Source organism: Billgrantia sp. C5P2, assembly GCF_051062895.2.
Genome location: NZ_CM128542.1, coordinates 2,905,347 through 2,928,080, shown reverse-complemented (window position 1 = coordinate 2,928,080; position 22,734 = coordinate 2,905,347). Strand labels below are relative to the sequence as shown.

General features: G+C 65.1%; 20 protein-coding genes. 13 read left to right on the top strand and 7 right to left on the bottom strand.

Annotated elements, in window-relative coordinates; all coding sequences use genetic code 11:
* Positions 1–13 precede the first annotated feature (13 nt).
* Positions 14–1,201 (bottom strand): acetyl-CoA C-acyltransferase, encoded by a 1,188-nt coding sequence (locus tag ACRWQA_RS13535; protein ID WP_263583380.1) that lies wholly within the window; start codon positions 1,199–1,201, stop codon positions 14–16.
* A gap of 168 nt (positions 1,202–1,369) precedes the next feature.
* Between ACRWQA_RS13535 and ACRWQA_RS13530 the strand changes: the two genes are divergently transcribed.
* The 5 genes from ACRWQA_RS13530 (at position 1,370) to ACRWQA_RS13510 (ending at position 7,360) form a co-directional block, all read left to right on the top strand.
* The gene (locus tag ACRWQA_RS13530; RefSeq protein WP_434229059.1) at positions 1,370–1,975 is read left to right on the top strand and encodes a TetR/AcrR family transcriptional regulator; all 606 of its coding nucleotides are present in this window, start codon (positions 1,370–1,372) and stop codon (positions 1,973–1,975) included.
* Between the two features lie 194 nt (positions 1,976–2,169).
* On the top strand, positions 2,170–3,831 hold the full coding sequence (locus ACRWQA_RS13525; RefSeq protein ID WP_434229057.1) for an AMP-binding protein: 1,662 nt from the start codon (positions 2,170–2,172) through the stop codon (positions 3,829–3,831).
* Between the two features lie 16 nt (positions 3,832–3,847).
* Positions 3,848–4,615, top strand: coding sequence for an SDR family NAD(P)-dependent oxidoreductase (locus tag ACRWQA_RS13520; RefSeq protein WP_434229055.1), 768 nt, complete (start codon positions 3,848–3,850; stop codon positions 4,613–4,615).
* An 89-nt stretch (positions 4,616–4,704) separates the two neighbouring features.
* A complete protein-coding gene (locus ACRWQA_RS13515) occupies positions 4,705–5,157 on the top strand; it encodes a MarR family winged helix-turn-helix transcriptional regulator (protein ID WP_263583384.1) in 453 nt (150 codons plus the stop codon).
* 391 nt (positions 5,158–5,548) lie between these two features.
* A complete protein-coding gene (locus ACRWQA_RS13510) occupies positions 5,549–7,360 on the top strand; it encodes an acyl-CoA dehydrogenase C-terminal domain-containing protein (RefSeq protein ID WP_434229052.1) in 1,812 nt (603 codons plus the stop codon).
* A 126-nt stretch (positions 7,361–7,486) separates the two neighbouring features.
* Here ACRWQA_RS13510 and ACRWQA_RS13505 read toward each other — a convergent pair whose 3' ends face one another.
* Together ACRWQA_RS13505 and ACRWQA_RS13500 are read right to left on the bottom strand one after the other, a co-directional pair.
* Complete coding sequence (locus tag ACRWQA_RS13505) at positions 7,487–8,398, bottom strand: lysophospholipase (protein WP_263583386.1); 912 nt, start codon at positions 8,396–8,398, stop codon at positions 7,487–7,489.
* A gap of 107 nt (positions 8,399–8,505) precedes the next feature.
* Positions 8,506–8,808: a winged helix-turn-helix domain-containing protein gene (locus ACRWQA_RS13500; RefSeq protein WP_434229050.1), complete on the bottom strand. Its 303-nt coding sequence runs from the start codon at positions 8,806–8,808 to the stop codon at positions 8,506–8,508.
* A gap of 176 nt (positions 8,809–8,984) precedes the next feature.
* Here ACRWQA_RS13500 and ACRWQA_RS13495 point away from each other — a divergent pair, with 176 nt between their 5' ends.
* A complete protein-coding gene (locus ACRWQA_RS13495; protein ID WP_263583388.1) occupies positions 8,985–9,245 on the top strand; it encodes a hypothetical protein in 261 nt (86 codons plus the stop codon).
* 20 nt (positions 9,246–9,265) lie between these two features.
* On the opposite strand, the gene ACRWQA_RS13490 is transcribed toward ACRWQA_RS13495, so the two are convergent.
* Positions 9,266–9,691, bottom strand: coding sequence for a DUF721 domain-containing protein (locus ACRWQA_RS13490; protein ID WP_263583389.1), 426 nt, complete (start codon positions 9,689–9,691; stop codon positions 9,266–9,268).
* 98 nt (positions 9,692–9,789) lie between these two features.
* Here ACRWQA_RS13490 and ACRWQA_RS13485 point away from each other — a divergent pair, with 98 nt between their 5' ends.
* The 4 genes from ACRWQA_RS13485 to ACRWQA_RS13470 all read left to right on the top strand — a co-directional run bounded on the left by ACRWQA_RS13485 (position 9,790) and on the right by ACRWQA_RS13470 (position 15,338).
* Entirely contained in the window at positions 9,790–10,182 is a 393-nt protein-coding gene (locus ACRWQA_RS13485) for a hypothetical protein (RefSeq protein WP_263583390.1), read from the top strand.
* A gap of 63 nt (positions 10,183–10,245) precedes the next feature.
* Positions 10,246–12,987 carry a preprotein translocase subunit SecA gene (secA, locus tag ACRWQA_RS13480; protein WP_434229047.1) on the top strand — a complete coding sequence of 914 codons (2,742 nt, stop codon included), beginning with the start codon at positions 10,246–10,248 and terminating at the stop codon, positions 12,985–12,987.
* Positions 12,988–13,056: 69 nt separating this feature from the next.
* On the top strand, positions 13,057–14,286 hold the full coding sequence (gene argJ, locus ACRWQA_RS13475; RefSeq protein ID WP_263583392.1) for a bifunctional glutamate N-acetyltransferase/amino-acid acetyltransferase ArgJ: 1,230 nt from the start codon (positions 13,057–13,059) through the stop codon (positions 14,284–14,286).
* 92 nt (positions 14,287–14,378) lie between these two features.
* Positions 14,379–15,338, top strand: coding sequence for a Nudix family hydrolase (locus ACRWQA_RS13470; RefSeq protein WP_263583393.1), 960 nt, complete (start codon positions 14,379–14,381; stop codon positions 15,336–15,338).
* 259 nt (positions 15,339–15,597) lie between these two features.
* Here ACRWQA_RS13470 and ACRWQA_RS13465 read toward each other — a convergent pair whose 3' ends face one another.
* Positions 15,598–16,500, bottom strand: coding sequence for a carbon-nitrogen hydrolase (locus ACRWQA_RS13465; protein ID WP_263583394.1), 903 nt, complete (start codon positions 16,498–16,500; stop codon positions 15,598–15,600).
* Positions 16,497–17,558, bottom strand: coding sequence for an agmatine deiminase family protein (locus ACRWQA_RS13460; protein ID WP_434229045.1), 1,062 nt, complete (start codon positions 17,556–17,558; stop codon positions 16,497–16,499). Before ACRWQA_RS13460 ends, ACRWQA_RS13465 begins: the two co-directional genes overlap by 4 nt.
* Positions 17,559–17,721: 163 nt before the next feature.
* Here ACRWQA_RS13460 and ACRWQA_RS13455 point away from each other — a divergent pair, with 163 nt between their 5' ends.
* Both ACRWQA_RS13455 and ACRWQA_RS13450 read left to right on the top strand, forming a co-directional pair.
* Complete coding sequence (locus ACRWQA_RS13455) at positions 17,722–18,963, top strand: lipoprotein-releasing ABC transporter permease subunit (protein WP_263583396.1); 1,242 nt, start codon at positions 17,722–17,724, stop codon at positions 18,961–18,963.
* Positions 18,956–19,690 carry an ABC transporter ATP-binding protein gene (locus tag ACRWQA_RS13450; RefSeq protein ID WP_263583397.1) on the top strand — a complete coding sequence of 245 codons (735 nt, stop codon included), beginning with the start codon at positions 18,956–18,958 and terminating at the stop codon, positions 19,688–19,690. The genes ACRWQA_RS13455 and ACRWQA_RS13450 overlap by 8 nt, the downstream gene beginning before the upstream one ends.
* A 51-nt stretch (positions 19,691–19,741) precedes the next feature.
* Here ACRWQA_RS13450 and ACRWQA_RS13445 read toward each other — a convergent pair whose 3' ends face one another.
* The gene (locus ACRWQA_RS13445; protein WP_263583398.1) at positions 19,742–20,281 is read right to left on the bottom strand and encodes a DUF2062 domain-containing protein; all 540 of its coding nucleotides are present in this window, start codon (positions 20,279–20,281) and stop codon (positions 19,742–19,744) included.
* 140 nt (positions 20,282–20,421) lie between these two features.
* Between ACRWQA_RS13445 and ACRWQA_RS13440 the strand changes: the two genes are divergently transcribed.
* On the top strand, positions 20,422–22,701 hold the full coding sequence (locus ACRWQA_RS13440; protein ID WP_434229043.1) for a DNA internalization-related competence protein ComEC/Rec2: 2,280 nt from the start codon (positions 20,422–20,424) through the stop codon (positions 22,699–22,701).
* Positions 22,702–22,734: the final 33 nt, after the last annotated feature.

Below are 22,734 nucleotides of genomic sequence, written 5' to 3'. Positions count from 1 at the left end.
CTTTAAAGCCCGGTCAGTCGATCAGCTCGATGGCCACTGCGGTGGCTTCGCCACCACCGATGCACAGGCTGGCGATGCCGCGCTTGCCGCCCTTGGTGCGTAGGGCGTGGATCAGGGTGGCGATGATGCGCGAACCGGTGGAGCCGATGGGGTGGCCCTGGGCGCAGGCGCCGCCGAAGACGTTGACCTTGTTGTGGGGGATGTCGAGCCCATCCATGGCCAGCAGGGTAACCACGGCGAAGGCCTCGTTGATCTCGAACAGGTCGACGTCAGCGACGCTCCAGTCCAGCTTCTTCAACAGCTTGTCGATGGCGCCCACCGGGGCGATGGTGAACTCGCTGGGATGCTGGGAGTGGGTGCTGTGGCCGAGCATGCGTGCCAGCGGCTTGCTGCCCAGCCTGTCGGCAGCCGCCTGAGTGGCCAGGATCAGCGCCGAGGCGCCATCCGAGATGGAGCTGGAGTTGGCGGCGGTGATGGTCCCGTCCTTGGCGAAGGCGGGGCGCAACTGGCGGATCTTGTCGAGCTTGGCCTGGAACGGCTGCTCGTCATGCTCGACCACGCTCTCGCCCTGGCGGCTGGTGACGGTGACCGGGGCCATCTCGGCCGTCAGGTGACCGGCGTTGGTGGCCTCCATGGCGCGCTCCAGCGAGGCGATGGCGAAGTCATCCAGGCGTTCGCGCGAATAGCCGCGCTCGCTGGCGACGTCCTGGGCGAATACGCCCATCAGCTTGCCGGTCTCGGCGTCTTCCAGGCCGTCGAGGAACATGTGATCCTTCAGTTCGCCGTGGCCCAGGCGGTAACCGGTACGCGCCTTGGTCAGCACGTGCGGGGCGTTGGACATCGATTCCATGCCGCCGGCCAGGACCACCTCGCCGCTGCCGGCACGGATCAGGTCATGTGCCAGCATGGCGGCCTTCATGCCCGAGCCGCACAGCTTGTTGATGGTGGTGGCGCCGATGCCATCGGGTATGCCGGCCTGGCGCATGGCCTGGCGGGCAGGGCCCTGCTTGACGCCGCCTGGCAACACACAGCCCATGATGCCTTCATCGATGGCGCTGGCTTCGATACCGGCACGTTCGATGGCGGCACGGATGGCAGTGGCGGCAAGCTCAGGGGCCGTGAGGCTCGAGAGACTGCCCAGCATGCCGCCCATCGGCGTGCGGGCAGCGGAAAGGAAAACGATATCGTTGGGGCTGCTCATGGTGGCGGTCTCCTGTCGAATCATCCGTTGTGATTGTCGTCCTCGAGAGCCGGTCGTGACGGGGCTTTCGGGTATCTCATCGGGCGTTCTCTGCAATATGTTGCGTTGACCTGTCAGCGACGCTGTGTTTTTCTCAAGATCAACCAAGCAAGCGCTAGTGTAAACCCGATGAATGTCGTTAACGAGTCCCCTCGCCGTAAGGAATTGACCCGTCTGGCCGCCCAGTTGTTCGTTCAGGAGGGCTTCGACCGCACGACGGTGCGTATGCTTGCCCAGGAGATGGGTATCAAGTCCGGCAGCCTGTTCCACCATTTTCGCGACAAGCAGGAAATCCTGGCGGCAGTCATCGAGGAGGGCACCCAGAATGCCCTGACACTGGCCCGGCAGGCCCTGGAAGAATGCGGCGATTCGGCCAGCGAGCGCCTGCATGCCATGGCCCGCGCGCATCTGGAAACGCTGCTGACCGATCGTAACGCCCATGTCGTCGCGCTCTATGAGTGGCGGCGGCTGGACGCGGCGGCACGGGACCACCTGAGCCATTTGCGCGACGCCTACGAAGAGCTATGGGAGCGGGTCATCGACGAAGCCCTGGAAGCCGGGCTCGTTCATGGCGATCGTTTCCTGGTGTCACGCTTCGTCATGGGGGCGCTGAACTGGACGGTGCGCTGGTACGACCCCGAGGGGCCGCGCAAGCCGGAGGACCTGGCTCACGAATTGGTCGCCATGATTGCCCCTGCGACCCACTTCCCGCCTGGGCAGTCGACCAAGGTCTAGCCCGGGTCCCCGCTTTCGGGGGTTGCCCTGCCCACGCTTTGCTTCTAGCTTGTACCGAGCGCTTGCTAGGTTGACGCTTACGTCAACGGCATCTAAAGCAGAAAGGAATGACCGAGAGCCAGCCCGGCAGACCTGCCTATATCGGACCGGGCCGAGTTCCAACAACAAGCACAACCGGTACAAGAGGGCAGTCCATGAGCACCCAACAGCTTCCTGAGTACTCCTCCTATTACGGGCGTTTCTCCATCGATGAAGTCATCGCCCGCCTCGATGACCACGGCGATGGCAAGTTCAACGCCTTCGAGTCCTGCTGTGGCCGTCACCTGCGCGCCGGTCGTGGCGAGGTGCTGGCACTGATTCACGAGGACACGCAGGGCAACGTGAATCGGCTCACCTACGCCGAGCTTGAAGTCCGGAGCGCCAGGCTCGCCGGCTGGTTCGCCGAGCGCGGGCTCGGCGTGGGCGATCGCATCGCCTGCATGCTGCCGCGCTCGCCCGAGCTGCTGGTGGCGGTGTTGGCCACCTGGCGCATCGGGGCGGTCTACCAGCCGCTCTTCACCGCCTTCGGCCCCGACGCCGTCGACTACCGGTTGGGCCGTGCCGACACCAAGCTGGTGATCACCGATCACGCCAACCGCTTCAAGTTCGATGGCCTCTCGCAATGCCCTGCGGTGCTGGCCGTGGGCGGGCCGAGCGAGGGGCACGATGCCGATCTCGACTGGAGCGAGGCACTGGCGCATTCACCCATCGGGGCCAATCCCCCGCGGCTCTCGCCGGAGGCGCCTTTCCTGCAGATGTTTACCTCCGGTACCGTGGGCAAGCCCAAGGGCGTGGCGGTGCCGCTCTCCGGCATGCCGGCCTTCGCGCTTTACATGGAGCTGGCCATCGACCTGCGCGAGAGCGACCGCTTCTGGAACATGGCCGACCCGGGCTGGGCCTATGGCCTCTATTACGCCATCGCCGGGCCGCTGCTGCTGGGTGTGACCACGCACTTCTGCGAGGCGGGCTTCAGCGCGGAAGGGGCGCTGGCGTTCATGCAGCGCCACCGCATCACCAATTTCGCCGCCGCCCCCACCGCCTATCGACTGATGAAGGCTTCGGGGTTGTTCGACGATGCCCGCCAGCGTCTCGAGCTACGCGTGGCCAGTTCCGCCGGCGAGCCGCTCAACACCGAGGTGGTGACCTGGGTCGAGCGCGCGCTGGGCTGCCCGGTGATGGACCACTATGGCCAAACCGAAACCGGCATGACCTGCTGCAACCATCATGCCCTGGAGCATCCCAAGCACGTCGGCGCCATGGGCGTGCCGATGCCGGGCTACCGGCTGGCCATCCTCGACGCCGAATACAAGGAGCTGCCGCCGGGGGAGCCAGGCGTGCTGGCGGTGGACATCGAGCGCTCGCCGGCCCACTTCTTTGCTGGCTACACTTGGCAGGAGAAGCATCCCTTCGCGGGCGGCTACTACCTGACCGGCGACGTGGTGGTCCGCAACGAGGACGGCACCTTTCAGTTTGCCGGCCGCGACGACGACATCATCACCACCGCCGGCTATCGGGTGGGGCCCACCGACGTCGAAAATACCGTCATGACCCATCCGGCGGTGGCCGAGTCCGCCGCGGTGGGCCAACCCGACGAAATCCGCGGCGAGATCATCAAGTCCTACATCGTGCTGCGCGAAGGCTTCGAGGCGAGCGACGAACTGGCCGACGAGATTCGTCAACGGGTGCGCGAGCGTCTCTCTACCCATGCCTTCCCGCGGGTCATCGAGTTCGTCGACACCCTGCCCAAGACACCCAGCGGCAAGATCCAACGCTTCAAGTTGCGTGCCGACGCCGCCGAGAAGGCGGAAGCGAAATGAACCGGGAGTATTCTGAATGCAAGTGAAGGACCGTACCTTTCTGATCACCGGCGCCGCCTCCGGACTGGGGGCGGCGACGGCCGAACGTCTGGTCTCCGGCGGTGGCCGGGTCGTGCTATGCGACCTCAGCGATGCCGTCGAGATCCATGCAGAAAAGCTCGGCGAGGCTGCCAGTGCGGTGCGTGGCGACGTGACTTCGGCCACTGACATGCAGGCGGCGGTGGATGCTGCCGTGGCGCTGGGCGGTGAAAGCGGCCTCGCCGGCGTGGTGCACTGCGCCGGGGTGGTCAGCGTGGCCAAGCTGGTCGACCGCGAAGGCAATCCCGCCGATCTCGATGCATATGCGCGCACCGTGCAGATCAACCTGGTGGGCACCTTCAACGTGATGCGGCTGGCTGCCGCCGCCATGGCCAAGAATGCGCCCGGCGAGGACGGCGAGCGCGGGGTGATCGTCAATACCGCTTCCGTTGCTGCTTTTGACGGCCAAGTGGGGCAGTGTGCCTACAGCGCCTCGAAGGCCGGCGTGGTGGGCATGAGCCTGCCGGCGGCACGTGAGCTGTCGCGGCACGGTATTCGCGTGATGGCGATAGCGCCCGGCGTGTTCCAGACGCCGATGATGAGCGAGATTCCCGACGAGGCGGCCAAGGCCCTGGCGGCATCAGTGCCGTTCCCCAAGCGGTTGGGCCATCCCGACGAGTTTGCCCGCCTGGCCGAGCAGATCATCACCAATGCCATGCTAAACGGCGAAGTGGTGCGCCTGGACGGCGGCATTCGCATGCAGTGAGCGTTGGTGGCCGCACTTGGCAGGTACTGGCTGGCACGCTAGCGTAGGGCGCTCAACAAGACGCACGACAAGATCAGGGGAGCACCCGCATGGCCAGCCAGGAGACCGGCTCCGACCTTCAGCTCGACAACCAGCTCTGCTTTACGCTCTACACGACCTCGCTGCTGATGACCAAGTTCTACAAGCCCCTGCTCAAGGGGCTTGGCCTCACCTATCCCCAATACCTGGTGCTGCTTACCCTGTGGCAGGAGGATGGCCAGAGCGCCGGCGCCATCAGTCGGCGCCTGATGACCGATACCGGCTCGCTGACTCCCGTATTCAAGCGCCTGGAGGCCGACGGTCTGCTCAGGCGGGTGCGTAGCCGCCGTGACGAACGGGTCGTCGAACTCTTTCTCACCGAGCGGGGCAGGGCCATGCAATCGCAGGCCGAGGAGATACCCGATTGCGTGATAATGGCCAGTGGCCAGTCGCCGGACGAACTGGCCGAACTCAAGGCGCGGCTGGAGACGCTGCGCGAGAGGCTCGAGGAAGCCATGCCATGATCGATCCCCGCCTTTAGCCCAGCACGCTCCCTCGGCATGGTTCGTTGTATTGGTTGGTGCGCAATCATTCGTTGCACCTTTGATATGCGCACCAAATAAGCGTGCGGTATTTATAATACCGTAACCTGTTGCATTCGCTTGTTTTCACCCTTGTGACATCTTTCCGGAGCTGACATAGGACATTCGTCGCACCTTGAGCTCCGGTGAGGAGGCCTACCACGGGTGTGGCTTGGCGCGCCCAGGGGAGGCTGGTGGATGCAAGAATAAAACGAGCGCTTGACTAAGCGTTGCATGCAGGCTAGTTTCAAACACATGTTTGAAAGAGGCTGCGCCGCTTTCACGCGACCCACTCAGGCGACCCTGTGACCAGGCGACCTTTTGGAGAGTAGAGATGCCCGACTATCAGGCCCCCTTGCGCGATCTTCGTTTCGTGATGGACGAGATGCTGGACTATCCCTCTCATTACGCCCGCCTGCCGGGCGGTGAAGAAGCCACGCCCGACGTGGTGGCTGCCATCCTCGAGGAGGGCGCTCGCTTCGCGCGCGAGGTTCTGCTGCCGCTGAACCAGAGTGGCGATCAGGAGGGCTGCCTGCTGGAGGGTGGCGAGGTCAAGGCGCCCAAGGGGTTCAGGGAGGCCTACCAGCAGTTCGTCGAAGGCGGCTGGCCGAGCCTTGCGGCCGATCCCGTCCACGGTGGGCAGGGGCTGCCCCATTCATTGGCCATGGCGCTCAATGAGATGATCTGCTCCACCAACCTGGCCTGGGGCATGTATCCCGGCTTGTCCCACGGTGCTGCCGATGCCCTACGCCACCACGGCACCGAGCAGCAGCAGGCCACTTACCTCACCAAGCTGGTCGAAGGCGTGTGGACCGGCACCATGTGTCTCACCGAGCCGCACTGCGGCACCGACCTGGGCCTGATCAAGACCCGCGCGGTGCCTACCGCCGACGGTGCCTACGAGATTACCGGCACCAAGATCTTCATTTCCGCCGGCGAGCATGATCTGGCCGAGAATATCGTGCACCTGGTGCTGGCCAAGCTGCCGGACGCGCCCGAGGGCTCCAAGGGTATCTCGCTGTTCGTGGTACCCAAGTTTCTGCCCGACGCCGAGGGCAACCCCGGCGAGCGTAACGGCGTCAGCTGTGGCTCGCTCGAGCACAAGATGGGCATCCACGGCAACGCCACCTGCGTGATGAACTTCGACGCCGCCCGAGGCTTCCTCGTCGGTCCGCCCAATAAGGGGTTGGCCTGCATGTTCACCATGATGAACGCCGCGCGCCTGGGTGTGGGTATCCAGGGCCTGGGCCTGACCGAGGCGAGCTTCCAGAATGCGCTGGCCTATGCCCGCGACCGCCTGCAGATGCGTTCGCTCTCCGGTCCCCAGGCACCCGAGAAGCCCGCCGACCCGATCATCGTGCACCCTGACGTGCGGCGCATGTTGCTGACCCAGAAGGCCTTCGCCGAAGGCGGCCGGATGCTGGTGCTGTATACCGCCCAGATGCTGGATATCGTCGAGCACGGCCGGGATGCGGCGGAGCGTGAGCATGCCGAGACTCTGCTGAGCCTGCTGACGCCGATCGTCAAGGCGTTCCTCACCGAGGTGGGCTTCGAGGCCACCAACGAGGGCGTACAGGTCTTTGGCGGCCACGGCTTTATCCAGGAGTGGGGCATGGAGCAGCTGGTACGCGATTCACGTATCACCCGTCTCTACGAGGGGACTACCGGCATCCAGGCCCTCGACCTGCTGGGCCGCAAGGTTCTGATGAGCCAGGGCGAGAGTCTCAAGGTCTTCACCAAGGAGATCCACAAGTTCTGCAAGGCCGAAGAGGGTAACGCCGAGCTTGCCGAATTCGTCGCGCCGTTGGCCAAGCTCAATGCAGAGTGGGGCGAGCTGACCATGGGCATCGGCATGAAGGCGATGAACGACCGTGAGGAAGTGGGGGCGGCCAGCGTCGACTACTTGATGTACTCCGGCTACGTGACGCTTGCCTATCTCTTTGCCAGGGCCGCCAAGCAGGCTCGTGAGGCGCTTGCGGCGGGCAGCGACGATGCGGCTTTCTACGAGGCGAAGATCAAGACCGCACGCTTCTATTTCCAGCGGTTGTTGCCGCGTACCCTCGCCCACGCGCGCATGATCCAGGCTGGCGCCGAGCCGCTGATGGCACTCTCGCCGGAGGCGTTCGGGCTCGGCTTCGAGATCTGATTTTCAACCCAGGCATCTCTCTCGGTCAGTGCGACTGATCGGTGTCTTGCGGCGGGCATTGCTCCGCCGCTTTTTTTGGTTTCGAAGGGGCCGCCAGTACCGTGGTGGCCAGCAGGACTGCCGTTTTTACCCGTTGCCTTCGTCGCAGTGCATGGAAAGTAACTGCTTCCTGGGCAATTCGAAGCCCGAGGGCAGTTCGTCGGAGGGGTCGTGCAGCCAGGCTGCCAGGTCCTGCTCGGTACGTTCGCGACGGGTGTAGCGCGTGAGCATGTGATAGCCGCCTGGGTAGAACGCCAGGCGTACGGCGTCGTCATCGGGGAGGCGTTCTAGCAGGGCACAGTAAGCTTCCAGGGGAATGATCTGGTCTTCGCCGCCATACATCAGCAGCGAGGGAGAAGGGAGCTCGGCAGCAGCTTCGAGAGCCAGCCCCATGGTCCACGTCAGACCGTAGAGGGTGTCGACCCGGGCGCTGCGCAGGATCAATGGGTCGGTGGCCAAGCGTCGCTTGATCTCCTCGTCGTCGGTTGGCTCGATGCCGAGACGATGGGTGGTCTGCACTGAGAAGGTGGCTTGGGGGATCAGCCGTACGCCCAGCCACAATCCAAGCTGCTGGTACCAGGGCATGGTGTCCTTGCTCCAGACGGCGGGGGAGATCAGCACGCTGCCGTCTACCGGGGGTGGTTCCTCGGCCGTCATGGCGAGCAGCGACACTGCGGCGCCCATGCTTTTACCGATGAGATAGAGTGGAGTGTCGGGATGGCGCTCGCGCAGGAGTTCGGCGAGTAGTATGACATCTTCACGCAGCCGCCCGTGGCCGGGCCACAGGCGACGCTGGTCGGTGGTGCCGAAGCCGCGCTGATCGTGGGCATAGACCTCAATGCCATGCGGCGTGAGGGCGTTGGCCAAAATCTCGAAGCTGCCGGCATGGTCGTTGAAGCCATGTACGGCCAGCGCCACCACCTGGGTATCACCCTGGGCGGGCCAGTGGCGCAGTGGCAAACGGTAGCCATCCTCGGCAATGACCTGATAGGGCGTCAATCGGGGCTCGCTTGGGGCAGGCCCTGGTGTCTGCAGTACCGGGGCTGCGCAACCGGCCAACAAGAGCGCCGATACTGCCAGGAGTCGCCTTGTCCAGCGAGGCAGCCTCATGCCAGCGCAGGATAGTCCAAAGCGTTACGCAGACGTTCGGCATGTTGTGCCACCCACGCACGATCGATAGGCCCCCAGTCGGTGATTTCGTAGCGGCCACTGTTATGGCGCTCGCCCGGGGCAGGCCTGAACTCGCAGCGTACATCCAACTCCTCGAGCGCCTTGAGCGTGTCCTGCGCGGTGCGCCGGGGCATGCCGGTAGCGGCAACGATTGCCGGCACGCTGGCAATGCCGCTCTCGATCAGGTGGGCCAGGTAGAGCCGTCGATAAAAGCTGGATTGGGTCTTGCTGAGCGCCATGTGTTTTCCGCATGTCGGTGAAGGGGCCCGCATTGGTCATTAGCATAGCGCTGGTGGATGGCTACTCTCCAGCTGTGGTGGAGATGTCGTAGCCGGCAGTGTTCTCCTACAGTGAAGGAAAACCGGGAAGCTCATGCTTCGCCGGTGACGAGTCGACACCAGTTCAGGGAGGAATCATGACCATCAAACGTGTAGACGAAGCAGAGCTGTGGACCCAGATAGAGCGCTGCATGTTCGGCGAGCGAGTGGTAGTAGAGCGCGAGGGCAAGCGTTTCTCGGCACGCATCCAACACGTAGGGGCCACGGGGGTAAAGGTGATACCCGAAACCATGCTGATGGAACATGAGGGGGAGCCCGGCGACATCAACGGGGCTACCGTTTCCTACGGAGATATCAAGGAGGTCGAGGTGGATGGCATTACCTACCGGCTGGCTTGATCGCCGGCTGGAGGATGGGGTCAGTCGCGGCGCTCCGCATGCGAGGCGAGTCGCTCCAGGGCGCCCTTGAGCCGGGGGTCGTCGACGTCGGCGGCGCAGGCGGAAATCTCGTCGGCGGCTGGCGCCGGCAGCGTACGCACCTGCCGCGGAGGCACCTTGAGTGGCCGTACGGGGCGTACCTTGAGGCTGAATCCGGTCACGGCGGAAAATTCCGGTAGCTGATGCAGCAGGTCGAGCAACCGCGACTGCTCATAGCGCAGCCAGGTCAGCCATACGGCGCGGTCGGTGAGCAGCGTCAGCTTGCCATCGCGATATCCACCCACGAACAGGTGCTCGCGTACCTCTTCCGGCAGATGCTCGCGCAGGTGCTGCTGCGCCTGGCCGATCAGCCTCGCCGTGCGCATCAGCGGTGCCAGCTCGCCATTGCCGCCCAACAGGCGAGACATGGGCTGGGCTCGTGAGCGCTTAACCTTTATACTCATGGGCTTGTTTCTCGTCCTTTACCAACACGCCAAGCCTAGCACGCTCGGAGACCCGCGACAGCATGAGCGCCGCCCAGCCACAGGATCGTAGCGTTGCCAGCCCATCGGCTGCGACGACGCGCTGTCGACAGCGGTCGCGCTGGTGGCTGGCCGGGCTGCTGGTAAGTTGCCTGTTACCGGCTGGCTTGAGCCAGGCGGAAACGCTGCGCCTCGCCGAGCGCGTGGTGCAGACCTGCATTCTCGCCCCGACGCTGATGCGCGCCCGCTGTCGCTACGTGGCGCGCCGGCGTGCCTTGCCAAGCTGGCCGCGGCGGCGCCCAGCGGGCATGGCGAAGCGCGCGGTGCCAAAACGCTCGGCCCCGCCGCGTCGCTGGGCTGCCGCTCATGACGTCCTTTCCCGCCGTGGTCCTCCCCGCGAGCCGCGTTGCCCACAAGCCAACGAATGCTGCCGGTGATGGCTGGCTTCCCGCCAGTCTTGCACAGTGCCGGCTGACCGCGACACGCAGAATGGACGTTTCATGATCAATACATTGTTACGCAAGGTCGTCGGCTCGAAAAACGACCGCGAAGTCAAGCGCATGCAGCGCCAGGTGGCGCAAATCAATGCGCTGGAACCGCAGTTCGAGGCGCTCGACGACGCCGCGCTGCTGGCGCGCACCGAGGAGTTCCGCGAACGCCTGAAGGCGGGCGAGAGCCTCGATGACCTGCTGCCCGAGGCCTTCGCCACGGTGCGTGAGGCCAGCAAGCGCGTGATGGGCATGCGCCACTTCGACGTGCAGATGATCGGTGGCATGACGCTGCACCGCGGGCGCATCGCCGAGATGAAGACAGGCGAGGGCAAGACCCTGGTGGCCACCCTGGCGGTCTACCTCAATGCGCTGCCGGGCAATGGCGTGCACGTGGTGACCGTCAACGACTACCTGGCCCGCCGTGACGCCGAGTGGATGCGCCCGTTGTACGAATCACTGGGGCTCACCGTGGGCGTCATCTTCTCGGGACAGACCTCCGAGGAGAAGCGTGCTGCCTACGCCTGCGACATCACCTACGGCACCAACAACGAGTACGGTTTCGACTACCTGCGCGACAACATGGCCTTCTCGCTGGAGGACAAGGTCCAGCGCGGCCTGAGCTTCGCCATCGTTGACGAGGTGGACTCGATCCTGATCGACGAGGCGCGTACGCCGCTGATCATCTCCGGTGCCGTGGATGAGAATACCGAGCTCTACAAGGTGGTCGACCGCCTGGCCGTGCAACTGGAGAAGGGAGAGGTCTCCGAAGACGCCGACGCTCCCGTCAGCGGCGACTTCGTGCTCGAAGAGAAGCACAAGCAGGTCGAGATCACCGAGGCCGGCCACCACAAGGTCGAGGAATTGATGCGTGCCGAAGGGCTGCTGGGCGCGGAGGACTCGCTCTATGCCGCTCAGAACCTCAACCTGCTGCACCACATGCACTCGGCGCTGCGTGCCCGCCACCTCTACCACCGCGACGTCGATTACATCGTCGCCAACAACCAGGTGGTGATCGTCGACGAGCACACCGGTCGCACCATGCCGGGGCGGCGCTGGTCCGAGGGCCTGCATCAGGCGGTGGAGGCCAAGGAGGGTGTGCCGGTACAGCGCGAGAGCCAGACGCTGGCCTCGACCACCTTCCAGAACTACTTCCGCCTCTACGACAAGCTGGCCGGCATGACCGGTACTGCCGACACCGAGGCCTTCGAGTTCCGCCAGATCTATGGCCTGGACGTGATCGTCATCCCCACCAACCGGCCGCTGGTCCGTCGCGATCTCAACGACCTCGTCTATCTCACGGCCGAGGAGAAGTACGAGGCGATCATCAACGACGTCAAGGTCGAGACCGAGGCCGGGCGTCCGGTGCTGGTGGGTACCGCGTCCATCGAGACCTCCGAATACCTGGCGGGGTTGATGAAGCAGGCCGGGCTCAATTTCAACGTGCTCAACGCCAAGCAACACCAGAGCGAGGCAGAGATCATCGCTCAGGCCGGGCGCCCCGGCGCCATCACCATTGCCACCAACATGGCCGGTCGCGGCACCGACATCGTGCTGGGCGGCAACTGGGAAGCCGAGGCAGCCAAGCTCGAGAACCCCACCCCCGAGCAGATCGAGACGCTGCGCGAGGAGTGGCGAGCACGCCACGAGGCGGTGCTGGAAGCCGGCGGCCTGCACGTGGTCGGCTCAGAGCGTCACGAATCCCGTCGTATCGACAACCAGTTGCGCGGTCGCGCCGGTCGCCAGGGTGACCCGGGTTCGACGCGCTTCTTCCTTTCCATGGAAGATAGCCTGATGCGCCTGTTCGGCTCCGATCGGGTACAGCGCATGATGAAAGCGCTGGGCCTGGAGCGCGGAGAGGCCATCGAGCACAAGATGGTCACCAATGCCGTGGAGCGCGCGCAGAAGAAGGTCGAGAGCCGTAACTTTGATATCCGCAAGCAACTGCTCGAATACGATGACGTGGCCAACGACCAGCGCCGCGTGATCTACGAGCAGCGCAACGAGATCCTGGCTGCCGAGGACGTCTCAGAGAACGTGCTGGGCATTCGCGACGAGGTACTCGACCTCGCCGTCAGTGAATTCGTGCCGCCGCAGAGCCTGCCGGAACAGTGGGACCTGGAGGGCCTGCAGGAACACCTGAAGAGCGAGTTCAACCTCGAAGCCCCGGTTGTCGAGTGGTCCAAATCCGATGAGCGCTTCCACGAGGAGCAACTTCGCGAGCGCTTGCACGAGATGCATCGTGGCATCTACCAGGAGAAGATCGACATTGCGGGCGCCGAGCTGATGCGCCGCTTCGAGAAACAGATCATGCTGCAGGTGCTCGACACGCGCTGGAAGGAGCACCTCCAGTCAATGGATCATTTGCGCCGCGGTATCCACCTGCGCGGTTACGCTCAGAAGAATCCCAAGCAGGAGTACAAGCGCGAAGCCTTCGAACTGTTCCAGGCCTTGCTGACCAATATCAAGGCCGATATCACTCGTATCACCAGCCATGTGCAGGTGCGTCGGCCGGAGGAGGTCGATGAGCTCGAACGTCAGCGGCGCGAGGCGCTTGAACGTGAGAAGGCCGCCGCCGCCAGCCGTCACGAGGCTCCGGAACTCGCCGAAGGCGAGGAGATGGCCGGCGCCGCGACGGCGCCGGCAAGCGATGGAAAACCGGTGCGTCGCGAAGGGCCCAAGGTTGGGCGCAACGACCCCTGCCCGTGTGGGTCGGGGAAGAAGTACAAGCAGTGCTGTGGCCAGCTGAGTTGAACCCAATGCCTGCTGGAGTGCGGCGTTTGACGATTCGATTGCTCCAACCAGAAGAGGAGTAAACATTCCATGGCAGTGGGTGAGATGCATTTTCCGGCCATGCCGGTCATCGAAGGGGTGCGCCTGGGCACCGCCATGGCCGGCATCAAGAAGCCGGGGCGGCGCGACCTCGTGGTCATCGAGATCCCCCGGGGCGCCCGAGTCGCGGGCAGCTTCACCCGCAATGCCTTCTGCGCCGCGCCCGTTGCGGTGGCCAAGGCGAACCTGGCCGCTTGTCAGGCTCGCGGCGAAGGCGCTCGCCTGCTGGTGATCAACACCGGCAATGCCAACGCCGGTACCGGCGAGGTTGGCTTGCGCGATGCCCGGACAACCTGTGCGGAATTGGCCAGGCTCGCCGGTGTGACGGAAGACAGCGTGCTGCCGTTCTCCACCGGCGTGATCGGCGAGCCGATGCCCATGGAGCGGCTGTTGGGCGGCTTGCCGGCGGCATGGGAGTCGCGGGATTCAGGCAGCGAGGCGTGGCAGCAGGCCGGGGAAGGTATCCTGACCACCGATACCCGGGCCAAGGGGGCCAGCGTGACCATGGAGTTGGGCGAGCGCACGGTGACCATCAATGGCATCAGCAAGGGCTCGGGCATGATCAAGCCCAACATGGCCACCATGCTGGCCTTCGTTGCCACCGATGCCGCCATCGAGCAGTCGCTACTCGATTCGCTGCTGCGCGAGACGGTGGATCGCTCTTTCAACTGCATTACCGTGGATGGCGATACCTCGACCAACGATGCCTGCATGTTGATCGCCACGGGGCGTGGCGCCGAGGTGGCGAGCGATGACGAGGTCGCGGTGTTTCGTAACGGCTTGCAGCGGGTCATGACCGAGCTGGCACAGGCGATCATTCGCGATGGTGAAGGCGCCACCAAGTTCGTTACGTTGCAGGTATCCGACGCGGCGAGCCGCGAGGAGGCGCTGGACGTGGCCTTTACCGTGGCCCACTCGCCGTTGGTCAAGACGGCGCTGTTCGCCTCCGACGCCAACTGGGGGCGTATCCTGGCGGCGGTGGGGCGCGCACCGGTGAGTGATTTCGATGTCCAGCGGGTATCCATCGACCTGGGGAACGTGCGACTGGTGGAGAACGGCGGCCGGGCTCCTGGCTATACCGAGGAACAGGGCAGCCGGGTGATGCGTGAGGAGGAGATCACCATCCGTATCGCGCTGGGTCGGGGTGAGGAGAGCGCCACGGTCTGGACGTCGGACCTGTCCCACGATTACGTCAGTATCAACGCCGATTATCGCAGCTAGGCCATTCCAGCAGACAAGGCCGCGTCGCAAGTACATCACCCCTGCGCCGCTCGTGACGGCGCGGGACAAGCGGGTAGGAGTCAATGAACGTAATGGTGAAGAGAAGGGTGCACGTGGCGGCTGCCGCCATCATCAGTAGCGATGGCCAGAAGGCGCTGATTGCTCGCCGTCCCTCCAACGTCGATCATGGCGGCCTGTGGGAGTTCCCGGGTGGCAAGCTGGCGCCCTATGAGACCGGGCTGGAAGGCCTCAAGCGCGAACTTCATGAGGAGCTCGGAGTGGAAATCAGACGCGCTCAGCCGCTGATTCGTATCCACCATGAGTATCCCGACAAGCATATTCTGCTCGACGTCTGGCAGGTGCATGAGTTCAGTGGCGAGCCGTTCGGGCGTGAGGGGCAGGCGGTGCGCTGGGTGCCGCTCGAAGAGCTGGTCAACTACCCCTTCCCGGCGGCTAACCTGCCGATCCTGCAGGCCGTGATGCTGCCGACCGAGTACCTGATCACGGCGGAAGAGGCCGACGAGGATATCTTCGACGCCTGCCTGGAGCGAGCGCTGGTCGAGGATGGCGTCCGTTTGGTGCAACTGCGTGCGAAGAGCCTCGACGAGGCGGCCTATCTGGCACGTGCCGAGCGGGCTCTGATGCTCTGCCGCCAGCACGGCGCGCAGCTGTTGCTCAATGCCGATCCGGCCCTGCTGGCGAAGGTCGATGCCGACGGCGTTCATCTTACCAGTGAGCGACTGATGAGCCTCGAGCGCCGACCCATCGCCGAAGACAAGTGGCTGGCGGCATCGACCCATGACTTCAAGCAGCTCGACCAGGCGGCCCGCATCGGCTGCGACTTCGTCACCCTGTCGCCGCTGCGCACCACACCGTCGCATCCCGAGGTGGCACCGATGGGCTGGCACGATTTCCAGCAACTGGTGGAGCGCGCCGCCATGCCGGTGTTCGCATTGGGCGGAATGACCCGCTTCGATGCCAACCACGCCCGTGCCGTGGGCGCCCAGGGCATCGCCTCGATTCGCGACTTCTGGAAGGCGCCGGAGGCCTGAGCTTCTAGCTATCTTGCTCGGAACATGAGTCCGGAACGGCCGCGGAAACCGGCTAGCCGTGGGCCGTGCGGGCATGGCTCGCTTGCGCCAGACCGAAACCCCAATGCTTCACGAGCCGGGCGACGCGTCGGGGAAGAACAAGGTCCCTCTTGCTTCCCCTCGATCGACATCCCTGTCGATCGCCGCTGCCCGGCTCGTTTGCATCGGCGCTCTGGCTAAATCGCTCGCATGCCTCTCCCCGGCCACTACCCGCGATGCGTCAGTCTCTATACCGCCGGGTCAGGTCGCCATAGGCGTCGATGCGGCGGTCGCGCAGGTAGGGCCAGATGCGCCGTACGTCCTCGCCGCGGCTCATGTCGAGGGTCACCAGCAAACGCTCGGCCTTGGTGCCGCCATGGGCCAGCAGCTCACCCTGGGGCCCGGCGACGAAGCTGCCGCCCCAGAAGTCGATGCCGTCGCCGACGCCGGAATGATCCGGCTCGTGGCCGACGCGGTTGGCCACGATCACCGGCAGCCCGTTGGCCACCGCATGGCTGCGCTGGATCAGCGTCCAGGCTTCCTTCTGGCGCGCCTTCTCGGCGTCGTCGTCCGAGGGGCTCCAGCCGATGGCGGTGGGGTAGAGCAATACTTCGGCACCGGCCAGTGCCATCAGTCGCGCCGCTTCCGGGTACCACTGGTCCCAGCACACCAGCAGCCCCAGTCGGCCCACCGAGGTGTCGATGGGCTGGAAGCCCTGCTTGCGGCTGTCGTCCTGATCGCCCGGTGCGAAGTAGAACTTCTCGTAGAAGCCCGGGTCGTCGGGGATGTGCATCTTGCGGTAGACGCCCACCTGGCCGTGGTCGCGGTCGTAGACCACGGCGGTATTGTGGTAGAGCCCTGGGGCGCGGCGTTCGAACAGTGAGCCCACCAGCACGATGCCGAGCTCGGCGGCCAGGGCGGCGAGGCGCTGGCCGGTGGGGCCGTCCAGCGGCTCGGCCAGGTCGAATAGCTCGGTGGCTTCGTACTGACAGAAATAGTGGGTGGCATGCAGTTCCTGGAGCAGTACCAGTTCGGCTCCGGCGGCGGCCAGCTCGCGTACGCCTGCTTCGCTCTCGGCCAGGCTGCGCTCCTTGTCCGGCCAGGCGGGTTGCTGGACCAGGCCGACCTTGAGGGTGCGGGTCATGACGTTTCTCCTTGCTGTGTAACGGCGTGCAGGCTGCCCCGGGGGAGCTGCATGGTCAGACAGTGCAGGCTGCCGTGTTGGCGGATCACGCTCAGGCAGTCGATCGGAACGATGTCGCGGCCGGGAAAGGCCTCGGCCAGGGCGGCGAGCGCCCGACTGTCGGCAGCATCGCCATAGACCGGCACCAGCACCGCGGAGTTCACGATCAGGAAGTTGGCATAAGTAGCCGGCAGCCGATGCCCGTCCATCGGGTCGAAGCACGGGCGCGGCCAGGGCAGCGGCACCAGGCGATAGGGTCGGCCGTCGGCGCGACGAAATGCTTGAAGCTCGGCCTCCATTGCGGCAAGGGCAGGGTAGTGCGGGTCGGCTTCGTCGTCGCAGCGCACGTAGGCGATGGTGCCCGGATCGCAGAAGCGCGCCAGGGTATCGATGTGGCTGTCGGTGTCGTCGCCTTCCAGGTGGCCATTGGCCAGCCACAGTACCCGCTCGATACCGAAATCGGCTTTCAGCAACGCTTCCACTGCGGCACGGTCCAGCTCGGGGTTGCGATTGGGATTGAGCAGGCAGGCCTCGGTAGTGAGCAGGGTGCCTTCGCCGTCGGTGTCGATGGCGCCGCCTTCGAGTACGGTGCTGCGGCTCTCGACCGGGCAGGCGTAGACCCCGGCCTCGGCCAGGTGACGGGTCAGGCGATTGTCGCGCCCGGCCTCGAACTTGCCGCCCCAGCCGGTGAACACGTAGTCGAGCAGCAGGAGCTCACCGTCACGCTCGATGGCGATGGGGCCGTGGTCGCGAGCCCAGGTGTCATCGGCGTTGGCCACCACTAACCGCAGGCGTGCAGGGTCGACCCCGAGGTTGACGAAGCGGCGGGCGAGATGATTTCGGGTGGCGGCATTGGGCACCGCTATGAGCACGTGCTGGTAGCGTGCCATGGCCACCACCATCGCTTCCATGGTGGCCTCGATACGTTCGAGCATTGGCGCCCAGTCGCTGGTCGGACTGGGCCAGGTGAGCTGAACGGCATCCTGGGGGTGCCATTCGGGAAGCAGGCGATTGGCCATGAACGAAGCCTCTTGAGTCGCGTCTTAAGACGGTGCCGGGTACCGAGTCGGCGCAATGTAGGATGGTGCAACTGATGATGCAAGCTTCGTGGAATGATTGCGCACCCGATGCAGCGCGGCGCAAAAAACCGTACCATGGCCACCTCTGACAAGGAACGCGATGATGCTCGACCGCCTGCCACTGCTGATCGGGTTGCGCTATGTGCGCGCCAAGCGCCGCAACCACTTCATTTCTTTCATATCCTTAACCTCCATGCTGGGCCTGATGCTGGGCGTGGCGGTACTGATCCTGGTGCTCTCGGTGATGAACGGCTTCGACCACGAGCTGCGCACGCGCATTCTCGGCATGGTGCCGCACACCAAGATCGAGTCGCGCAGCGGGCTGGTCGAGTGGGAAGCCTTGGCCGAACAGCTGATGCAGCGCGAGCGGGTGATCGGTGCCGCACCCTATGTCGAACAGCAGGGCATGTTTTCGGTAGCCGGGCGCAACGAGGGCGCCATGGTCAACGGAATACATCCCGAGTGGGAGGATCGTGTCTCGATCATCGGCCGCCACATGCGGCAGGGTAGCCTCGATGACCTGCAGCCTGGCGAGTGGAACATCGTGCTGGGTTCGTTGCTGGCGCGCCATCTAGGCGTAGGAGTCGGCGATCGGGTGACGCTGCTGGTGCCCGAGGCGTCGATCACCCCGGCGGGAGTCTTCCCGCGCCTCAAGCGCTTCACGGTGAGCGGCGTCTTCAGCGTCGGCGCCGACCTCGACGCCAACCTGGCCTACGCCAACATCGAGGACATGCAGACCTTGGCGCGCCTGGGCGATGCCGTGGGTGGGCTGCGCCTGGAACTGAACGACCTGTTCGCCGCCGGTGCCGAGACCCGCGCCATCGTCAACCAGTTGGGCAGCGGCTACCGCGGCATCGACTGGACCTTCTCCCACGGCAACCTGTTCCAGGCGATCCAGATGGAGAAGCGCATGATCGCGCTGCTGCTGACCGTGATCATCGCCGTCGCCGCATTCAACATTGTCTCGACCCTGGTGATGGTGGTGACCGACAAGCATGCCGACATCGCCATCCTGCGTACCATTGGCGCGACCCCGCGCTCGATCATGGGCATCTTCGTGGTGCAGGGGATGGCGATCGGTGTGATCGGTATCGCCATCGGTGTGGGACTCGGTATCCTGCTGGCGCTGACCGTGTCCGACCTTATCGGCTGGGTGGAGTCGACACTCGGCATCCAGTTCCTCGACGCCGGGGTCTATTTCATCAGCGACCTGCCGTCACGCCTGCACTGGGACGACGTGCGTGACATCGTTGCCGCCGCTTTCGGCCTGACCTTCCTGTCCACTCTCTATCCGGCCTGGCGCGCCTCGCGTGTGCAGCCCGCGGAGGTACTGCGCTATGAGTGATTCAGCCACCGCGAAAAAAGAAGAACTCATGCAGCGCACGGCCAGTGGCAAGGTGATGCTGGCCTGCCGCGATCTGGCTCGGATCTATCACGAGGGTCCCCAGGACGTTACCGTGCTCGACGGGCTTTCCCTCGAGGTGCGTGCCGGTGAGCGGGTCGCCGTGGTAGGCAGTTCAGGGTCGGGCAAGACCACGCTGCTCAATCTGCTGGGAGGGTTGGACCGTCCCACGCGCGGCGAGGTAGCGATCGCCGGCGAGTCCTTGCTCGACCTGGGCGAGGCGGCGCTGGGCAAGTTCCGCAATCGCCATATCGGCTTCGTCTACCAGTTCCACCACCTGCTCGCCGAATTCACGGCACTGGAGAACGCTGCGCTGCCGCTGATCATTCGTGGCCAGCGCAAGAAGGTGGCCGAGGTACGGGCTCGCGATCTGCTGGACAAGGTGGGCATCGGGCACCGGGCCGACCATAAGCCAGGCGAACTCTCGGGCGGCGAGCGCCAGCGTGTGGCTATTGCCCGGGCGCTGGTCACCGACCCCAGCCTGGTGCTCATGGACGAGCCGACCGGCAATCTCGACCAGAGTACCGCGGCCAGCATCCTGGCTTTGATGGACGAGCTGGCCCGCACCACAGAATGCGCCTTCGTCGTGGTGACCCACGACCCCTCGCTTGCCGCTCATCAGGATCGGGTGATGCGTTTGGATGGGGGGCGTCTCACCGAGCAGTCCTGAGTCCTTCTGCCAGGCCTTCGCGTTCCTCTCCGAGCCCCATGTCCATGGGGCTCAATCGTTCATTTCGCGGCGCCGCAACCGACGCTTAGTGGTGCGCTGTTTCCAGCTGCGCGAGATATGCCAGCGCCAGATCAGACGCACCAGCAGATTCACCAGGATGGCCAGCACGATGGCCGTTGCCACCGAGCCAAGCGCCAAGGCGGGCAGGATGTCGGCCATGCGTTCAGCGATCCAGCGAGTCGAGATGCGTGCGGGCGCCTCCCGTGCCGGGGTATCCATCAGCCAGGCACCGATCCTGTAGTTGCCATAGAAGACCAGCGGCATGGTCAGGGGGTTGGTGATCCATACCAGGCCCACCGAGAGCGGCAGGTTGCAGCGCAGGAGCCAGGCACCGAAGGCTGCGACCGCCATCTGGCAGGGGATCGGCAGCATGGCGCTGAAAAGACCCACGGAAAAGGCATTTGCCACGGTGCGCCGGGAGAGCACCCACAGCCCGGGATCGCCGATCATACGGCTCATGAAGCGCAGCGAGCGCTGGCGCCTGAGCGTTTCGGGATTGGGCATGTAGCGCTGCAGGAATCGCCGCGGCATGTCGGGTTGGCTCGCTGCTTCGGGACCCGGGTATTATCCATGTATGGAAGGTGGCTCGCCATGCTGGGGGCGGAAAGTGGCTCAACGGAGTGAATCGGGCTGGAGCTGGGAATCAAGGGGGCGAGGGAGTGCGATGGGGTATGGCAATGCCGCTGGCGCTGGCAGCGCTGGTCGGCGTGGGTTTGGGGCGCTGGGCGCCGTCAGGCCTGTTCGAATTCTGGTCGCTGTGCCTGCTGTTTTTGCTCGCGCGAGGCGAATGGCGGGCTGTCGCCTTGGGAGCGGTCATTGCCTTCTCGGCGTCCCAGGTGTTGCTGGCCAAAGGTGCCGTGTTACCCGACGGGTTGCTGCGCGCCGATCTCGCCCTGGAAGGGCGCATCGAGTCCGTCGAGGAGGAGGGGAAGCTCAGCCGCTTGATGGTGCGCGTCGACGCGTGCCGGCCAAGGGACCTGGCCAGGCTGCCATGCGATTCCCTGCGCCGGGTGCGGCTGAGCTTCTTCGAGGCACCTGAGATCGAGCCCGGCGAACGCTGGGCTATGACCGTACGGCTGAGGCCTCCGGCAGGGTTCGCCAACCCCGGTACCTTCGATTACGGTGCCTGGCTATGGCGCGAGGGTATCCAGGCCACCGGCTACGTGCGCAGCGAGCCCGCCGCCGAGCGGCTGACGGCGGCGCCAACGTCGTTGCGCCAGCAGGCGCTTGGCTACCTCGACGAACAGCCGTTCTCCTCGCAGACCCAGCGCTGGTTGGCTGCCCTGACCCTGGGGGCGGGTGAGCGGCTCGCGCGTGACGACTGGGATCTGCTCAACGCCAGCGGCACCACCCATCTGGTGGTGATTTCCGGCCTGCATGTAGGGCTGGTGGCGGCCTTCACGCTGCTGGTTGCGCGCGGTCTGGCCCGGCTGGTCATGCCGCGGCGTTGGCGAATGGCGGTTTGGCCTTGGTGGCTGGCCGCTGCCGCGGCCGTCGGCTACGCCTGGCTGGCTGGGCTGCAGCCACCAGCCATGCGTGCCATGATCATGACCCTGGTGGGATTGTGGGTGGCCAGCGGGCGACATGCCCCAGGCCCTTGGCAGGCGTGGTGGCTGGCCTTGGGGCTGGTGATGGTGCTCGACCCTCTGTCGGCCTGGCGACCCGGGCTGTGGCTGTCATTTCTTGCCGTGGCGCTGCTGATCCTGATCTGGCAGGGCCGACCGCGACCTCGGGGAGTAACCGGCTGGGGATGGGGGCTGGTACGCACGCAGCTGCTTCTGGCTCCGCTGATGGCGGCCGCCGTGCTGCTGGCATTTGCCCGGCTGGCACCAGCGGCGCCGCTGGTCAACCTGATAGCGGTGCCGCTGGTGAGCCTCCTGTTGGTACCACTCGGCCTGCTGGGCTGGCTATTCGCGCCTTTGCCCTATCTCGGCAGCCTGTGCTGGTGGCTGTTCGAACGTACCGCCTGGCTATTGGTGGAACTGCTGGAGCTGGCCGTGGAGCGCTTGCCACTGTGGTGGCCCTCGCCGGAGCTGGTCCTGCCGCTGGCGCTGATGCTCGGTCTCCTGGCACTGCTATGGGCACTACCCGGACTGGCCAAGGCGCTGCGCCTTGGCGCTACGCTGTTGCTGGTGCCGGCCATGCTGGGGTTGACGGCGCCGCTGCCGGAGGGGGGCGCTCTCCGGGTCAGAGTGCAGGACGTCGGCCAGGGGCAACTGATCGAGCTGCGCAGCGCCAACTATCGCCTGCTCTACGACAGCGGACCCCGCTTCGCATCGGGATTCGCTCCGCTGAGTTCGCTATGGCCGAAGGGGCAGCGCTTCGATGAGGTGATAGTCAGCCACGGTGATCTCGACCATGCCGGGGGTGTGGCCGTACTGGCCGAGCAGCATGCGGTGGGAGGGTATCTGGCACCTCCCGGCGAGTCTGTCGGCGTACCCTTCGAGGCCTGCCTGCGCGGCCAGGCCTGGCAGCGGGACGGTGTGTCCTATCGGGTGCTCTGGCCGCCCGAGGAGACGGAGCCTCTTGCCGGCAACGATCGCTCCTGCGTGCTGGAAGTGACGGCAGGCAGCGATCGCTTGCTGATCACCGGTGATGTCGGGAGAGAGATCGAGCGTCAATTCCTGTTGGACGTCACGCTTCCTGTGACCCTGCTGGTGGCGGGGCACCATGGCAGCCGCACCAGCTCGGGGCCGCAGCTGGTGCAGTGGGTAACACCGCGGCACGTGATCTACAGTGCTGCCCGCCATGGCGCCTTCGGTCACCCCCATGACGAAGTGGTACGACGCTTTCGGCGTGCCGGCAGCTGTCAGTGGAATACCGCCCTGGATGGCGCCGTGACCTTCTGGCTCGGCCGCGAGGAGGAGGTCTCGCCGCGTGCTGCGCGTGGCATGCCCTGGCGTCGCGGCGGTGTCGAAGGCAGGTGCCATGCGGTAGAATCGCGCCATTGATCGCGACGGTCGTTGCGTGAAGAGGGGAAGTCG

Coding starts and splice junctions, on each gene's coding strand:
- ACRWQA_RS13535 (WP_263583380.1), bottom strand. CDS start 1,201: ATGAGCAGCCCCAACGATATCGTTTTCCTTTCCGCTGCCCGCACGCCG.
- ACRWQA_RS13530 (WP_434229059.1), top strand. CDS start 1,370: ATGAATGTCGTTAACGAGTCCCCTCGCCGTAAGGAATTGACCCGTCTG.
- ACRWQA_RS13525 (WP_434229057.1), top strand. CDS start 2,170: ATGAGCACCCAACAGCTTCCTGAGTACTCCTCCTATTACGGGCGTTTC.
- ACRWQA_RS13520 (WP_434229055.1), top strand. CDS start 3,848: ATGCAAGTGAAGGACCGTACCTTTCTGATCACCGGCGCCGCCTCCGGA.
- ACRWQA_RS13515 (WP_263583384.1), top strand. CDS start 4,705: ATGGCCAGCCAGGAGACCGGCTCCGACCTTCAGCTCGACAACCAGCTC.
- ACRWQA_RS13510 (WP_434229052.1), top strand. CDS start 5,549: ATGCCCGACTATCAGGCCCCCTTGCGCGATCTTCGTTTCGTGATGGAC.
- ACRWQA_RS13500 (WP_434229050.1), bottom strand. CDS start 8,808: ATGGCGCTCAGCAAGACCCAATCCAGCTTTTATCGACGGCTCTACCTG.
- ACRWQA_RS13495 (WP_263583388.1), top strand. CDS start 8,985: ATGACCATCAAACGTGTAGACGAAGCAGAGCTGTGGACCCAGATAGAG.
- ACRWQA_RS13490 (WP_263583389.1), bottom strand. CDS start 9,691: ATGTCTCGCCTGTTGGGCGGCAATGGCGAGCTGGCACCGCTGATGCGC.
- ACRWQA_RS13485 (WP_263583390.1), top strand. CDS start 9,790: ATGAGCGCCGCCCAGCCACAGGATCGTAGCGTTGCCAGCCCATCGGCT.
- secA (WP_434229047.1), top strand. CDS start 10,246: ATGATCAATACATTGTTACGCAAGGTCGTCGGCTCGAAAAACGACCGC.
- argJ (WP_263583392.1), top strand. CDS start 13,057: ATGGCAGTGGGTGAGATGCATTTTCCGGCCATGCCGGTCATCGAAGGG.
- ACRWQA_RS13470 (WP_263583393.1), top strand. CDS start 14,379: ATGGTGAAGAGAAGGGTGCACGTGGCGGCTGCCGCCATCATCAGTAGC.
- ACRWQA_RS13465 (WP_263583394.1), bottom strand. CDS start 16,500: ATGACCCGCACCCTCAAGGTCGGCCTGGTCCAGCAACCCGCCTGGCCG.
- ACRWQA_RS13460 (WP_434229045.1), bottom strand. CDS start 17,558: ATGGCCAATCGCCTGCTTCCCGAATGGCACCCCCAGGATGCCGTTCAG.
- ACRWQA_RS13455 (WP_263583396.1), top strand. CDS start 17,722: ATGCTCGACCGCCTGCCACTGCTGATCGGGTTGCGCTATGTGCGCGCC.
- ACRWQA_RS13450 (WP_263583397.1), top strand. CDS start 18,956: ATGAGTGATTCAGCCACCGCGAAAAAAGAAGAACTCATGCAGCGCACG.
- ACRWQA_RS13445 (WP_263583398.1), bottom strand. CDS start 20,281: ATGCCGCGGCGATTCCTGCAGCGCTACATGCCCAATCCCGAAACGCTC.
- ACRWQA_RS13440 (WP_434229043.1), top strand. CDS start 20,422: ATGGCAATGCCGCTGGCGCTGGCAGCGCTGGTCGGCGTGGGTTTGGGG.